This is a genomic window from Streptomyces sp. DH24, from assembly GCF_029813775.1.
GTDB lineage: Bacteria > Actinomycetota > Actinomycetes > Streptomycetales > Streptomycetaceae > Streptomyces.
In genome coordinates this window covers 40,150-55,522 of record NZ_JARVKW010000012.1, presented here as the reverse complement: position 1 = coordinate 55,522, position 15,373 = coordinate 40,150, and the positions used below count along the sequence as shown (strand labels likewise).

The following is a 15,373-nucleotide window of genomic DNA, read 5'->3' as shown; positions in this document are numbered from 1 at the left end:
CCACAGAGCAGCCCGACAACTACCGTGTGTGACGGATCATGGGTGTGCGGGAAATCGGGCCCGGCGCCCCGGAGGCGGCACGGTCGCCGCGAGGTAATCGAGAAAACCCACCCGGACATGCGACGACCCCCGCCGGGGGGGAGAGCGGGGGTCGTCTCCACGGCCGACTCGGGGGGGGAGGAGTCGGACCGGGTTAGCACGGTCGCGAACGATCCGTGACTTCCATGGTGTACCCGAGAGGCTTCTCAGGCAAACCCACGCGCCCACCTTACGCCGAATGGGCTGCGCCTATGCTCGGGGGCGTGGAAAACCACTCCTTGCCCCGCACAGCGGCCTTCTTTGACCTGGACAAGACGGTCATTGCGAAGTCGAGCACGCTCACCTTCAGCAAGTCGTTCTACCAAGGCGGCCTCATCAGCCGCAGGGCCGCCTTGCGTACCGCATATGCCCAGTTCGTCTTCCTCGCCGGCGGCGCCGACCACGACCAGATGGAGCGGATGCGCGAGTACCTCTCGGCGATGTGCCGCGGCTGGAACGTTGAGCAGGTCAAGGAGATCGTCGCCGAGACCCTCCACGACCTGATCGACCCGATCATCTACGACGAGGCCGCCTCTCTCATCGAGCGGCACCACGCGGCCGGCCGCGACGTCGTGATCGTGTCCACGTCCGGTGCCGAGGTGGTCGAGCCGATCGGCGAGCTGCTCGGCGCCGACCGGGTGGTCGCGACCCGCATGGTCGTGGGCGACGACGGCTGCTTCACCGGGGAGGTGGAGTACTACGCGTACGGCCCGACGAAGGCCGAGGCGGTCCGGGAGCTGGCCGTCTCCGAGGGCTACGACCTCGAACGCTGCTACGCCTACAGTGACTCGGCGACGGACCTGCCGATGCTGCAGGCCGTGGGGCATCCGCACGCCGTGAACCCGGACCGTGCGCTGCGCCGTGAGGCCGTCGCGCGCGGCTGGCCGATCCTCGACTTCCACCGGCCGGTCCGCCTCAAGCAGCGGCTCCCCCGGTTCTCCGTGCCACCCCGCCCCGCACTTGTGGCGGCGGCGGCCATAGGAGCGGCGGCGGCCACCGCCGGCCTCGTCTGGTACGCGAGCCGGCGACGGTCGGCGGTCGCCTGAATCACCCACCTCAAGAGCGTCCGTTTACAACCTGTTTGAACCTAAAAGTAAAGAAGTGATGCCACGGGTTCCGCTTCCCCCGGATCCGCGGTACAAAGGACTCAACGGCCCGCGAGACCAAGGACATCCGAGAGGATCACCTTCACTACGCAACTGGCCCACGGACCGAGCATGAACACCGGGCACCCACGCGACGTCGACCCGTCGATTACGGGCCAGCCGCACCAGGTGACGGGCAAAGTTCCCGACCTGATGGGCATGTGTCGAGGACGCCTGGTAACCCGGTGCTCATGCCAGCGGCGGTACGAGAACTCGTACCGCCGCAACTCTGTCCGGCCCCCGCGGAAAAGCCGTTACGCCGCCCCGCGCTGGAGCGCCTCGCACACCGCCGTCGACTCGCGCGCGCCGAGCTGAACCGCCTTGCCGCAGTGGGCGATCCAGGCCGCCATGCCCTCCGGAGTGCCGGAGACATAGCCGTCCAGCGCTTCCAGATAGGCCTCGCGACCCAGTTCGGCGTACCCCACCTCGGCCGGGCACACCGACTTCGGGTCCAGACCGCTGCCGACCAGGACGACACGCTCCGCGGCGCGCGCGACCAGGCCGTTGTGGGAGACGAAGGGCCGCAGCGCGAGGAGTTCGCCGTGCACCACGGCGGCCGTCACCAGCGCCGGCGCGGAACCGCCCGCGATGATCAGATCCGCCAGGCCCTCCAGACGCCCGGAGACCTCCGCGGCGTTCGGTAGCGGCAGCGCCACCAGCGGCTCGTCCACCGGCTCGCCCTCCTGGCGGGGCCGCCCGACCTCGTCGGCCTTGTGGGCCGCCGCCACCAGGTGCATCCGAGCCAGGACGCGCAGCGGTGACTGCCGCCAGATGGACAGCAGTTGGCCCGCCTCGGCGGTCAACCGCAGCGCCGCGCCCACCACGCGCGCATCGTCGTCACCACTGAAGTCGGTGCGCCGGCGCACCTCCTCCAGGGCCCAGTCCGCGCCGGACAGCGCGGCGCTCCCGCGCGCCCCGCGCAGCGCGGCCTCTGAGGTGATCTCGTTGCTGCGGCGCCGCATGATCCGGTGCCCGTAGACCCGGTCCACGGCCTTGCGCACGGACTCCACGGAATCGGCCACGCCGGGCAGGGAGCCCAGGGCCGCGAGCGGATCGGCGTTCGCGCCTGTCGTACTCATGGGTACGACCCTACGCACCCGGCGCCCGCACCCCACGAAGGAGTGGTCTTCTTCACGCCCACCTGCCACGTACAGCCATTGACTGACTACCCTTGGTGAACATGAAAATTGCTTTCGTCGGGAAGGGCGGCAGCGGCAAGACGACCCTGTCCTCCCTGTTCATCCGGCATCTCGCGGCCGCCGGAGCGCCGGTCGTCGCGATCGACGCCGACATCAACCAGCACCTGGGCGCCGCGCTCGGCCTCGACGAGGCGGAGGCGGCCCGGCTGCCCGCGATGGGCGAGCACCTGCCGCTGATCAAGGACTACCTGCGCGGTTCCAACCCGCGCATCGACTCGGCCGCCACGATGATCAAGACGACGCCGCCCGGCGAGGGCTCCCGGCTGCTGCGGGTCCTTGAGGACAACCCGGTGTACGACACCTGCGCCCGGGCGGTGGAACTCGACGGCGGCGCGGTCCGTTTGATGGTCACGGGCCCCTTCACGGACGCCGACCTGGGGGTCGCCTGCTACCACTCCAAGACGGGAGCGGTGGAGCTGTGCCTGAACCACCTGGTGGACGGCCCCGGCGAATACGTCGTGGTCGACATGACGGCGGGCTCGGACTCCTTCGCCTCCGGCATGTTCACCCGCTTCGACATGACGTTCCTCGTCGCCGAGCCGACCCGGAAGGGGGTCTCCGTCTATCGCCAGTACAAGGAGTACGCCCGTGACTTCGGGGTCGCCCTGAAGGTCGTCGGCAACAAGGTGCAGGGCCCGGACGACCTCGACTTCCTGCGCGCCGAGGTCGGCGACGACCTGCTCGTGACGGTCGGCCACTCGGACTGGGTGCGCGCCATGGAAAAGGGCAGGCCGCCCCGGTTCGCGTCCCTGGAGGAGGCCAACCGCCAGGCGTTGCGCGCCCTGCGGACGGCCGCCGACGCGACGTACGAGCTGCGGGACTGGGAGCGCTACACGCGGCAGATGGTGCACTTCCACCTGAAGAACGCCCGGTCGTGGGGCAACGAGCGCACCGGGGCCGACCTGGCGGCGCAGGTCGACCCCGGGTTCGTGCTCAGCGAGCGGGTAGCGGCGACGGCCTGACGGTCACCGCTTCGCCGCCGGCGCCCCGGGCACGCCCTTGGGCGCCGGGGCGGGTGCGCCGGCCATGAAGGCGGGCCAGCCCTCCTTCGGGGCCTCGCCGACGGTCAGGGTGCGCAGCTTCTCCAGCGTGTTCGGGTCCTGCGCGTCCAGCCAGTCCGCGAGCTGCCGGAAGGAGACACAGCGCACCTCGGCCTTGGTGCACACGTGCTCGATGACTTCCTCGACGGCCCGCATGTAGGTGCCGCCGTTCCAGGACTCGAAGTGGTTGCCGATGATCAGCGGCGCGCGGTTGCCGTCGTAGGCCCGGTAGAAACCCTTGAGGAGGCTGTCACGCATCTGGTCGCCCCACAGCTGGTGCTTGGCGGGGTCGCCCTGGGTGGTCGTGCCCGACTGGTTGACCATGTAGTTGTAGTCCATGGTCAGCTGCTCGTAGGAGTGCCCGGGGAACGGCACGAGCTGCATCGACAGGTCCCACAGGCCCTGCTTCTTCTTGGGCCACAGCTGGTTGTTGACGCCGCTGGTGTCGTAGCGGAAGCCGAGTTCGCGGGCGGCCTGCGTGAAGTTCTCCTGGCCCTCCAGGCAGGGGGTGCGGGCGCCGATGAGCTCCTTGTCGTAGTCGAAGGGCAGCGGGGCCGCGTCCTTCATCCCGGTGTTGGACTTCCAGGTCTTCACGAACTGCTTGGCCTGGGAGATCTCGTCCTTCCAGTCCTGCACCGACCACTCGCCCACGCCACCGCCGCGACCGCAGAAGTGACCGTTGAAGTGGGTGCCGATCTCATTGCCCTCCAGCCACGCCAGGCGCAGCTGCTTGACGGTGTCGGCGATGCCGCGCGCGTCGTTGAAGCCGATGTCGGAGCGGCCCGGGGAGTGCTGCGGCGGCCGGTACTGGCTGCGCTTGTCCTCCGGCAGCAGGTAAACGCCGCTCAGGAAGTACGTCATGGTGGCGTTGTTGGCCTTGGCGACCTCGCGGAAGTGGGAGAACAGCCGCTGACTGTCCTCACCCGCGCCGTCCCAGGAGAAGACGACGAACTGCGGCGGCTTCTGTCCGGGCTTGAGGCGCTCGGGCCGGGGCAGATGGGGCTGCGCACCGGTGTACGCGGTGGAGCCGTCGCCGATCAGCCGGACGACACTCTTGGGCGCCGGGGCGGCCGGCTTCGCCTTCTGCGGGGCGTGCGTTCCCTGCTGGGAGCCGTCGGTGCCGATCCCGCAACCGGCGAGCGACGCGGCGCAGACCGCGGCGACCACGGTGCCCGCGGCAATCCTGTGGGTGGCGGCCAATCCGCCCACCTTCTTCCTTCTCTCGGGGCCAACGCTGGTGAGGGCGATGTCTGGTGCTGCGCCGAGGGGCCGACAGCGCCGTCAACGTCGCACAGCGCAAGAGAAGGGATTAGTACGACAAGCTGACCAAAAGGTCGTTTCACTCCCTGGAGTGGCTTATTAGCCTATTTGCCTGGAAAGTCTATGCTCGGCCTTTACTCTCCATTACGATCCGTTTACCGAGCGTTGATTCATCCCGCCGCTGCACGCCGTGACCCACGGCCGCAACCGACCCCCGCCACCGAGCGGGGACCACCAGTTCTGCGACCGCGCCGCCCCGGAGGAGACGGGAAACATGTCCGCCTGCGTCCCCACCCGCGCCAACTCGACGACGAAGCGCGACCACCGCCCCCACAGCCCGCCACCGGCCCCGCGCCGCCGATTCCGCATCGCGGGCGCCGACGTGTCCGCATCCATCGCGGTCTTCCTGATCGCCCTGCCCCTGTCACTGGGCATCGCCCTCGCCACCGGCGCGCCCCTCCAGGCCGGCCTCGTCGCCGCCGCCGTCGGCGGCATCGTCGCCGGACGGATCGGCGGCTCGCCCCTCCAGGTCAGCGGCCCCGCCGCCGGTCTCACCGTCGTCACCGCCGACCTCATCCACCGCTACGGCTGGCGCACGACGTGCGCCATCACCGTCCTCGCCGGCCTGGCCCAACTCGCCCTCGGCTGCCTGCGGGTGGCGCGCGGCGCGCTCGCCGTCAGCCCCGCCATCGTGCACGGCATGCTCGCCGGCATCGGCGTCACCATCGCCGTCGCCCAGCTGCACATCGTCCTCGGCGGCACCCCGCAGAGCGCCGTGCTGGACAACTTGCGCGCGCTGCCCGCCCAGTTGGCCGACGTACGCCCCGCCGCCCTGGTCGTGAGCTCGCTGACCCTGGCGCTGCTGCTGCTCTGGCCGCGCCTGCCCGGCCGCGTGGGCCGCCTGCTGCGCGCCGTGCCCGCCGCGCTCGTCGCCGTCACCGGGGCCACCACCGCCGCGGCACTCGGCGGTGTGGGCCTGCCCGAGGTGGAGCTGCCGTCCTGGCGCAGTCACGCGCTCGCCGGGCTTCCCGAGGGACCGGCGCTCGGCCTCGTCGCCGCCGTCCTGACCATCACGCTGGTGTGCAGCGTGCAGTCGCTGCTCGGCGCGGTCGCCGTGGACAAGCTGGTGGCCGCCCGACCGGCCCCGGCCGTCCACGTCGGACGCTCCGACCTGGACCGTGAACTGCTCGGCCAGGGCGCCGCCAACATCGTCTCCGGCAGCCTCGGCGGACTGCCCGTCGCGGGCGTCGCCGTGCGCAGCACCGCGAATGTGAACGCGGGGGCCGTGAGCCGGAACTCCACGATGCTGCACGGCGTTCTCGTAGTAGTCGCCACACTGCTGCTGGTCCCGGTCCTGGAGCTCATCCCGCTCGCCTCGCTCGCCGCCCTGGTGATGGCCATCGGCATCCAGATGGTGTCCCTGCACCACATCCGCACGGTGACCCGCCACCGCGAGGTGCTCGTCTACGCCGTGACCACCCTCGGCGTGGTGTTCCTCGGCGTCCTCCCGGGCGTCGCGCTGGGTGTCGCCGCCGCCGTCGCCGTCGCCCTGCACCGCCTCACCCGCACCCGCATCACGCACGACGAGAGGGAAGGAGTCCATCACGTCCACGTCAGAGGCCAGTTGACGTTCCTGGCGGTGCCACGCCTCAGCCGCGCCCTGCATCTCGTACCCCAAGGCGCCGACGCCGTCGTGGAGTTGGACGGGTCGTTCATGGACCACGCGGCGTACGAGACGCTGCAGGACTGGCAGAAGACGCACACCGCGCAGGGCGGCACCGTCGAGATCACCGGCCGTCGCGCCGGAGTCCGGATCGCCGAACCCGCCACCCTCGCGGCCCTCGCCGCCGCGAGCGGGACCGACGAGCCGGAGGGCTCCCCGACCGACGGCAGCCGCGCCGCGTCGGCCGACGCCGGCTGCCGCTGCCGGCCCTGGACCGCCTGGCGCAACCACCAGTGCGAGCGCCCGCGACCGGTCCCGTCCGACGACGGACACCCGGAAGGGACCGACCGCTTGCCGCCGAGCGGGCACGAACTGGCGCGTGGCATCAGCGCGTTCCAGCGCCACACCGCTCCGCTGGTGCGCGGCGAGCTGGCCCGGCTCGCCCGCGAGGGCCAGCGGCCGTCCCAGCTGTTCCTGACGTGCGCCGACTCACGACTGGTCACCTCGATGATCACCTCCAGTGGTCCGGGCGACCTGTTCGTGGTGCGCAACGTCGGCAACCTCGTGCCGCTGCCCGGCGAGGAGAGCGGGGACGACTCGGTGGCGGCCGCGATCGAGTACGCGGTGGACGTGCTGAGGGTGCGGTCCATCACGGTGTGCGGGCACTCCGGATGCGGAGCCATGCAGGCGCTGCTCAACTCCGAGCCCGGCGGCGCCCGGACGCCGCTGAAGCGGTGGCTCAAGCACGGGCGGCCCAGCCTGGAGCGGCTGGCCGGCGACGCCGGGGACCGGCCCCGGCTGGCCGTGCGGGAGCCCGACGACGCGGTGGAGCAGCTCTGCCTGGCCAACGTGGTCCAGCAGTTGGAGCACCTGCGCGCCCACGAGTCGGTCGCCCGGGCCGTGCGGGAGGGTGCGCTGGAGCTGCACGGGATGTACTTCCACGTGGGTGAGGCACAGGCCTACCTGCTCTCGGAGACCGACGGCAGCGGGGTGTTCGACCGGGTCCGGGCGGCGGAGCTGACCGTCTGACGCCGTCCGTCCGACGCCGCGCACCCCGCAGCGACAGGGTGCGCGGCGTCGGTTCGTGGGTGGAGACACGCGGCGCGGACCGGCGGCGCGCTTCCGCCCCGGGCCGGCCCGGATGTGAGAGGGATAACAGAGCTGAACCCGTCCGCCGTACGGCCCGTGGGAATCGGTGAGCCCACAGCCGCCCACCCGATGCCCGATCCACTCGAGCCCTACGAGTTTTACGAGTCCTCCGAGCCGTCCGAGCGTCCGAGCAGCCCGGACTCCGAGAACGACCCTCCACACAGGTCTAAACCAATTCCCGGTCGACCCTTGTCACCGGGCCCTCGGGTCTGATGAGCTGTGGCCTGGGACACAACGGACACCCTTCGAAAGGGAGATGTCGTGAGCAACGAAAGCCTGGCCAACCTGCTCAAGGAAGAACGCAGGTTCGCGCCGCCCGCCGACCTGGCCGCCAACGCCAACGTCACGGCAGAGGCGTACGAACAGGCCAAGGCTGACAGGCTCGGCTTCTGGGCCGAGCAGGCCCGCCGGCTGACCTGGGCCAAGGAGCCGACCGAGACCCTGGACTGGTCGAACCCGCCGTTCGCCAAGTGGTTCAAGGACGGCACGCTCAACGTCGCGTACAACTGCGTCGACCGGCACGTGGAGGCCGGGCACGGCGACCGGGTCGCCATCCACTTCGAGGGTGAGCCCGGCGACAGCCGCGCCCTCACCTACGCGGAGCTCAAGGACGAGGTCTCCAAGGCCGCCAACGCCCTGCTGGAACTGGGCGTGCGGCAGGGCGACCGGGTCGCGATCTACATGCCGATGATCCCCGAGACGGCCGTCGCGATGCTGGCCTGCGCCCGCATCGGCGCCGCGCACTCGGTGGTCTTCGGCGGCTTCTCCGCGGACGCGCTCGCGACCCGCATCCAGGACGCCGACGCCAAGGTCGTCATCACGTCCGACGGCGGCTGGCGGCGCGGCAAGCCGTCCGCGCTCAAGCCCGCCGTGGACGAGGCGGTCGAGCGCGCCGGCAACGTCGAGCACGTGGTCGTCGTCCGCCGCACCGGCCAGGACGTCGCCTGGAACGACTCGCGGGACAAGTGGTGGCACGAGATCGTGGACGGCCAGTCCGCCGAGCACACGCCGGAGGCGTTCGAGGCGGAGCACCCGCTGTTCATCCTCTACACCTCGGGCACCACGGGTAAGCCGAAGGGCATCCTCCACACCTCCGGCGGCTACCTCACGCAGGCGGCGTACACGCACTGGGCGGTCTTCGACCTCAAGCCCGAGACCGACGTGTACTGGTGCACGGCCGACGTCGGCTGGGTCACGGGCCACTCCTACATCGTGTACGGACCGCTGGCCAACGGCGCGACGCAGGTCATGTACGAGGGCACCCCGGACACCCCGCACCAGGGCCGCTTCTGGGAGATCGTCCAGAAGTACGGCGTCACGATCCTCTACACGGCGCCGACGGCGATCCGGACGTTCATGAAGTGGGGCGACGACATCCCCGCGAAGTTCGACCTGAGCAGCCTGCGCGTGCTGGGCTCGGTCGGCGAGCCGATCAACCCCGAGGCGTGGATCTGGTACCGCAAGCACATCGGCGCCGACCGGACGCCGGTCGTCGACACGTGGTGGCAGACGGAGACCGGCGCGATGATGATCTCGCCGCTGCCGGGCGTGACGGAGGCCAAGCCCGGTTCCGCTCAGCGTCCGCTGCCCGGCATCGCCGCGACCGTCGTGGACGACGAGGCGAACGAGGTGCCCGACGGCGGCGGCGGCTACCTGGTCCTCACCGAGCCGTGGCCGTCGATGCTGCGCACCATCTGGGGCGACGACCAGCGGTTCCTGGACACGTACTGGTCGCGTTTCGAGGGCAGGTACTTCGCCGGCGACGGGGCGAAGAAGGACGACGACGGCGACATCTGGCTGCTGGGCCGGGTCGACGACGTGATGCTCGTCTCCGGGCACAACATCTCGACCACCGAGGTCGAGTCGGCGCTGGTATCGCACCCGTCGGTCGCCGAGGCGGCCGTGGTGGGCGCCGCGGACGAGACGACCGGTCAGGCGATCGTCGCCTTCGTGATCCTGCGGGGCACGGCGGCCGAGACCGAGGACCTGGTGGCCGACCTGCGCAACCACGTCGGTGCCACGCTCGGCCCGATCGCCAAGCCCAAGCGGGTCCTGCCGGTGGCGGAGCTGCCGAAGACCCGCTCCGGCAAGATCATGCGCCGGCTGCTCCGGGACGTCGCGGAGAACCGTCAGCTCGGTGACGTCACGACGCTCACGGACTCCACGGTGATGGACCTCATCCAGGCGAAGCTCCCGGCGGCACCGAGCGAGGACTGATCGGGCAGCTGACCCGGGTCGGACTGTGACAGTCGGACCGACCCGGTCGGACCGACCCGGTCGGACTGAGACGGTCGGACTGAGACGGTCGGACTGAGACGGTCGGACGAGGGGCACCCGGCGCTGGACGCGCCAGGTGCCCCTTTCCTGCTTAATGTGAGCAATGCCGGACCATTCCCGACCACACCCCGGCAGCCCCGATCGGAGCTTTCGGGCACGTTAGGTAAACTAAGCAAAAAGACATCATTCGAGGTGCGCCGGGAAGTCTGGTCGGCATGCGCTCCATGCTGCCCACCGACCGGAGGTTTTCCCTTGCCCGCGCCCCGCACCACCGACACCCGCAAGGCATTCGGACGCCTTTCACTGCCCGAGCGGACGTTCGTGACGGACGCGCTGCGCGCCGAGACCGTCGGCGGTGTCCTCCTGCTCCTCGCGGCGATCGCCGCACTGGTCTGGGCAAACGTTCCGGCACTGCACGACAGCTACGAGAGCGTCAGCAACTACCACCTCGGCCCGGCGGCCCTGGGCCTCGACCTGTCCATCGCCCACTGGGCCGCCGACGGGCTCCTGGCGATCTTCTTCTTCGTCGCGGGTATCGAGCTCAAGCGCGAGCTGGTCGCCGGTGACCTCCGGGACCCGAAGGCGGCCGTACTGCCGGTCGTGGCGGCGCTGTGCGGCATGGCCGTACCGGCGCTGGTCTACGTCCTGACCAGCAGCGCCGGCGGCGGTTCCCTGGCGGGCTGGGCCGTGCCCACCGCCACTGACATCGCCTTCGCGCTGGCCGTGCTCGCCGTGATCGGGACGTCCCTGCCGAGCGCGCTGCGGGCCTTCCTGCTCACGCTCGCGGTCGTGGACGACCTCTTCGCGATCCTCATCATCGCGATCTTCTTCACCGACAGCATCGACTTCGTGGCGCTCGGCGGCGCCGTCGTCGCCCTCGCGGTGTTCTGGCTGCTGCTGCGCAAGGGCGTGCGCGGCTGGTACGTGTACGTGCCGCTGGCGCTGGTCGTCTGGGGCCTGATGTACAACAGCGGCGTCCACGCCACCATCGCCGGTGTCGCCATGGGCCTGATGCTGCGCTGCCACCGGCGCGAGGGCGAGAAGCACTCCCCCGGCGAGCACATCGAGCACCTCGTGCGCCCCCTGTCGGCGGGCCTGGCGGTGCCGCTGTTCGCGCTGTTCAGCGCGGGTGTGTCGGTGTCCGGCGGGGCCCTCGGCGACGTGTTCACCCAGCCCGAGACCCTGGGCGTCGTGCTCGGTCTGGTCGTCGGCAAGACCATCGGCATCTTCGGCGGCACCTGGCTGACGGCACGCTTCACCAGGGCCTCGCTCAGCGACGACCTGGAGTGGGCCGACGTCCTCGCGGTGGCGACGCTCGCCGGCATCGGGTTCACCGTCTCGCTGCTCATCGGCGAGCTCGCCTTCGAGGGCGACGCGGTGCTCAGGGACGAGGTCAAGGCCGCCGTGCTGGCGGGCTCCATGATCGCGGCCGTTCTGGCGTCGGTGCTGCTGAAGGTGCGCAACGCCAAGTACCGCAGGCTGTGCGAGGCCGAGGACCGCGACGACGACCTCGACGGCATTCCGGACATCTACGAGGAGGACGAGCCGGAGTACCACCTGCGGATGGCCGACATCCTCGAACGCAGGGCCGCGGAGCACCGCCGGCTCGCCGACGAGAAGGCCGCGGAGCGCCGCAGGCTTGCCGAAGTGTCGGGCGGGGCAGGCGTGGACGGGAACGGTCCGGCATGATCTGACGAGACGGTACAAAAGACGGAACCGTGAGTCGCACGCACGCGGCGGGCCCACGGTCCGTCAGACTCGCGCCGTCGGACCGCAGAAGGAACCGCACGCACAAGAGGGAGACCGCGATGAGCGCACCCGACGGCAGCCCGGTCGGCGCCGAACGCAGCATCGGCCAGCTGTTCGCCACGGCGACGACCGAATTGTCGGCGCTGGTGCACGACGAGATCGCGCTGGCCAAGGCCCAGCTCAAGCAGGACGTGAAGCGCGGCGTGACGAGCGGCGGCGCGTTCACCGCGGCCGGTCTGCTGCTGCTGTTCTCCCTGCCGATGCTGAACTTCGCCCTGGCCTACGGCATCCGGACCTGGAGCCACTGGAACCTGGCGATCTGCTTCCTGCTGTCCTTCGCCGCGAACGTCCTCGTCGCGATCGTCCTCGGACTGATCGGCGTCGTGTTCGCGAAGAAGGCGAAGAAGGGCCGCGGGCCGCAGAAGGTCGCCGCGTCGGTGAAGGAGTCGGCGGGCGTTCTGCAGAACGCCAAGCCGCATCCGCGCCCGGCGGTCGGGGACCGGGCTCCCCAGGCCATCGAGGCTGTGGCACGCTCATCCTCATGACGGACCCCGGCACCCCCTCGGCGCAACCCGCCTCGCTCGTACGGCTCGACGTGCCCGGCGGTCATCAGGTGACCCACCGGGACGTCGCCGCCAACGGCGCGCGTTTCCACATCGCGGAACTGGGCGACGGGCCGCTCGTGCTGCTCGTGCACGGCTTCCCGCAGTTCTGGTGGACCTGGCGGCACCAACTGGTCGCCCTGGCCGACGCCGGCTACCGGGCCGTCGCCATGGACCTCAGGGGCGTCGGCGGCAGCGACCGCACCCCGCGCGGCTACGACCCGGCCAACCTCGCCCTCGACATCACCGGCGTGATCCGCTCCCTCGGCGAGCCGGACGCCGCGCTCGTCGGCCACGACCTGGGCGGCTACCTGGCGTGGACGGCCGCCACGATGCGCCCGAAGCTCGTACGGCGGCTCGCGGTCACGTCGATGCCGCACCCCCGGCGCTGGCGCTCCTCGATGCTCAGGGACGCCCGGCAGACCGCCGCCGGCTCCTACATCTGGGGCTTCCAGCGGCCCTGGGTCCCGGAGCGGCAGCTCACCGCGGACGACGGCGCGCTCGTCGAGCGGCTGATCCGGGACTGGTCCGGCCCGCGCCCGCTGGACGAGCAGGCGCTGGAGAAGTACCGCCGCGCCATGTGCATCCCCTCCACCGCGCACTGCTCGATCGAGCCGTTCCGGTGGATGGTGCGGTCGATGGCCCGCCCGGACGGCATCCAGTTCAACCGCCGTATGAAGCGGCCCGTACGGGTGCCCACGCTGCATCTGCACGGCTCGCTCGACCCGGTCGTCCGGACCCGCAGCGCGGCCGGATCCGGCGAGTACGTCGAAGCGCCGTACCGTTGGCGGCTGTTCGACGGTCTGGGACACTTCCCGCACGAGGAGGACCCGGTGGCGTTCTCCACGGAACTCGTCAACTGGCTGAAGGACCCCGAGCCCGACCGCTGAACGCGCCCGGCCGGCCGTCCGGCGGGGCGATCCGGTCCCGGTCCGTGACCGTCCCCGTGCGCCCGGTATCCGGACAGGAACTCTTGTCGTACGAACGGCCACTTGCCTGGCGCATAGGCCAATTGGCGGCGCCCTGAGCGGTTATCGACCATGCGTCGGGGGCACACGTCGGGGTATGGGCTGGACGCACGACTACAGTGACGCAGCACGCAATCGCCGCTCGGGCAGCGCCCTGAGCTTTCCCCGACGAGGTACCCCGCAGGTGGCGGGCGCCGACCTCCGGGTGGGGATCCCGCACATCCTGCGCCGCCGGGCCCGCTGGGTCTCGGTACGCCTGCGCCACCCCCGCGGCTGACCCGCGGCCGGCGCCGCCCGCTTCGCGCCCGCGAGGTTCCTCGCGGGCCACAACGGCCTACAGCGCGCAGCTGTCGCTGTCGACCTGCTGGTTCGCGGTGCGTCCCTTGGCGATGTCGTCCCGGATCTCGTCCGCGGTGAGCGCGTAGCCCGTCTCGGCGTCGTCGAGGGACTTCGCGAAGACCACGCCGTAGACCTTGCCGTCGGGCGTGAGCAGCGGGCCGCCGGAGTTGCCCTGGCGGACCGTCGCGTACAGCGAGTACACGTCGCGGCGGACGGTGCCGCGGTGGTAGATGTCCGGGCCGTTGGCCGTGATGCGGCCCCGCACGCGCGCGGAACGCACGTCGTACGCGCCGTTCTCCGGGAAGCCGGCGACGATCGCGCTGTCGCCGCTGCCGGCGTCCCCGGTGGTGAACCGCAGCGCGGGCGCCTTCAGTCCGGGCACGTCGAGTACGGCGATGTCGCGCCGCCAGTCGTAGAGGACGACCGTCGCGTCGTACTTGCGGCCCTCCCCGCCTATCTGGACCGTGGGCTCGTCGACGCCGCCGACGACATGCGCGTTCGTCATGATGCGGCGGTCGGCGAAGACGAAGCCGGTGCCCTCCAGGACCTTGCCGCAGCTCTGCGCGGTGCCGGTGACCTTGACGATGGAGCGCTGGGCGCGGGCGGCGACCGGGCTGCCGGCGAGCGCCGGGTCCGGCGGCTGCACCTCGTTGATCGGCTCGTTGGAGAACGGGCTGAAGACCTGCGGGAAGCCGTTCTGCGCGAGGACGGAGGAGAAGTCCGCGAACCAGGTGTCGGCCTGGGCGGGCAGCGCCCGTGAGACGCCGAGCAGCACCTTGGAGTTGCGGACCTCCTTGCCGAGGGTCGGCAGCGTCGTGCCCGCCAGGGCAGAGCCGATCAGCCAGGCCACCAGCAGCATCGCGACGACGTTGACCAGCGCGCCGCCGGTCGCGTCCAGGGCGCGGGCCGGGGACCAGGTGATGTACCGGCGCAGCTTGTTGCCCAGATGGGTCGTCAGGGCCTGGCCGATCGAGGCGCACACGATGACGACGACGACCGCGACGACGGCGGCGGTCGTACTGACCTCGGCGTTGTCCGTCAGCGCGTCCCAGATGACGGGCAGGGCGTAGACGGCGACGAGGCCGCCGCCCAGGAACCCGATCACCGACAGGATGCCGACGACGAAGCCCTGGCGATAGCCGACGATCGCGAACCACACGGCGGCGACCAGCAACAGGATGTCCAGCACGTTCACGAAGGCCACCCTGTCATGACCGCCAGTCGAGCGGGACCTGCTTCTCCCGGTCCCAGGGCCGCTCCCAGCCCGCGAAGTGCAGCAGCCGGTCGATGATCCCGGCGGTGAAGCCCCACACGAGGGCCGATTCGACCAGAAATGCCGGACCTCGGTGGCCACTGGGGTGAACGGCCGTCGCACGGTTGGCCGGATCCGTGAGATCCGCCACGGGAACCGTGAAGACCCTGGCGGTTTCGTTGGGATCGACGACACCGACCGGGCTCGGCTCGCGCCACCAGCCCAGCACCGACGTGACGACGAAGCCGCTCACCGGGATGTAGAGCCGGGGCAGGACACCGAACAGCTGGACGCCGACCGGATCGAGGCCGGTCTCCTCCTCGGCCTCGCGGAGAGCGGCCCGCAGCGGGCCGTCGCCCTGCGGGTCGCCGTCCTCGGGGTCGAGGGCGCCACCGGGGAACGACGGCTGGCCGGCGTGGGAGCGCAGCGAGCTCGCGCGCTCCATCAGCAGCAGCTCCGGGCCGCGCTTGCCCTCGCCGAACAGGATGAGCACGGCGGACTGCCGCCCCCGGCCGTCCTCCGGCGGCAGGAAGCGGCTCAGCTGCACCGGCTGCACCGTCTCCACGGCCCGCACGACCGGGTCCAGCCAGGCCGGCAGGCCCTCCTTGCTGAGCGTCACAGGGCCGCCCCGCGTGTTGCTCGCGCGCGTCAT

Annotated in this window: 12 protein-coding genes; 8 read left to right on the top strand and 4 right to left on the bottom strand. The window is 71.0% G+C overall.

From position 1 onward, the window contains the following. Positions 1-290 precede the first annotated feature (290 nt). Positions 291-1,124 (top strand): HAD-IB family hydrolase, encoded by an 834-nt coding sequence (locus QC282_RS12325; protein WP_279549332.1) that lies wholly within the window; start codon positions 291-293, stop codon positions 1,122-1,124. 353 nt (positions 1,125-1,477) lie between these two features. Here QC282_RS12325 and QC282_RS12320 read toward each other — a convergent pair whose 3' ends face one another. Further along, the gene (locus QC282_RS12320) at positions 1,478-2,302 is read right to left on the bottom strand and encodes a Fic family protein (RefSeq protein WP_279549331.1); all 825 of its coding nucleotides are present in this window, start codon (positions 2,300-2,302) and stop codon (positions 1,478-1,480) included. 101 nt (positions 2,303-2,403) lie between these two features. Here QC282_RS12320 and QC282_RS12315 point away from each other — a divergent pair, with 101 nt between their 5' ends. Further along, on the top strand, positions 2,404-3,384 hold the full coding sequence (locus QC282_RS12315; RefSeq protein ID WP_279549330.1) for an ATP-binding protein: 981 nt from the start codon (positions 2,404-2,406) through the stop codon (positions 3,382-3,384). A gap of 3 nt (positions 3,385-3,387) precedes the next feature. Here the strand turns inward: QC282_RS12315 and QC282_RS12310 are convergent, their stop codons facing one another. Beyond that, positions 3,388-4,662 (bottom strand): hypothetical protein, encoded by a 1,275-nt coding sequence (locus tag QC282_RS12310; RefSeq protein WP_279549329.1) that lies wholly within the window; start codon positions 4,660-4,662, stop codon positions 3,388-3,390. Between the two features lie 334 nt (positions 4,663-4,996). Between QC282_RS12310 and QC282_RS12305 the strand changes: the two genes are divergently transcribed. From QC282_RS12305 to QC282_RS12280, 6 genes are all read left to right on the top strand, one after another. Then, on the top strand, positions 4,997-7,414 hold the full coding sequence (locus QC282_RS12305) for a SulP family inorganic anion transporter (protein ID WP_279549328.1): 2,418 nt from the start codon (positions 4,997-4,999) through the stop codon (positions 7,412-7,414). 381 nt (positions 7,415-7,795) lie between these two features. Next, positions 7,796-9,751, top strand: a complete 1,956-nt coding sequence (acs, locus tag QC282_RS12300; protein ID WP_279549327.1) for an acetate--CoA ligase — start codon at positions 7,796-7,798, stop codon at positions 9,749-9,751. Positions 9,752-10,063: 312 nt separating this feature from the next. Beyond that, positions 10,064-11,500, top strand: coding sequence for a Na+/H+ antiporter NhaA (gene nhaA, locus QC282_RS12295; protein ID WP_279549326.1), 1,437 nt, complete (start codon positions 10,064-10,066; stop codon positions 11,498-11,500). A gap of 119 nt (positions 11,501-11,619) precedes the next feature. Further along, on the top strand, positions 11,620-12,105 hold the full coding sequence (locus QC282_RS12290) for a phage holin family protein (RefSeq protein ID WP_279549325.1): 486 nt from the start codon (positions 11,620-11,622) through the stop codon (positions 12,103-12,105). Further along, a complete protein-coding gene (locus QC282_RS12285; protein WP_279549324.1) occupies positions 12,102-13,052 on the top strand; it encodes an alpha/beta hydrolase in 951 nt (316 codons plus the stop codon). The genes QC282_RS12290 and QC282_RS12285 overlap by 4 nt, the downstream gene beginning before the upstream one ends. A 175-nt stretch (positions 13,053-13,227) precedes the next feature. Beyond that, entirely contained in the window at positions 13,228-13,407 is a 180-nt protein-coding gene (locus tag QC282_RS12280) for a hypothetical protein (RefSeq protein WP_279549323.1), read from the top strand. A 57-nt stretch (positions 13,408-13,464) separates the two neighbouring features. Here QC282_RS12280 and QC282_RS12275 read toward each other — a convergent pair whose 3' ends face one another. Together QC282_RS12275 and QC282_RS12270 are read right to left on the bottom strand one after the other, a co-directional pair. After that, a complete protein-coding gene (locus tag QC282_RS12275) occupies positions 13,465-14,664 on the bottom strand; it encodes a MarP family serine protease (RefSeq protein ID WP_279549322.1) in 1,200 nt (399 codons plus the stop codon). Between the two features lie 13 nt (positions 14,665-14,677). Beyond that, positions 14,678-15,373: a CoA pyrophosphatase gene (locus QC282_RS12270; RefSeq protein WP_279549321.1), complete on the bottom strand. Its 696-nt coding sequence runs from the start codon at positions 15,371-15,373 to the stop codon at positions 14,678-14,680.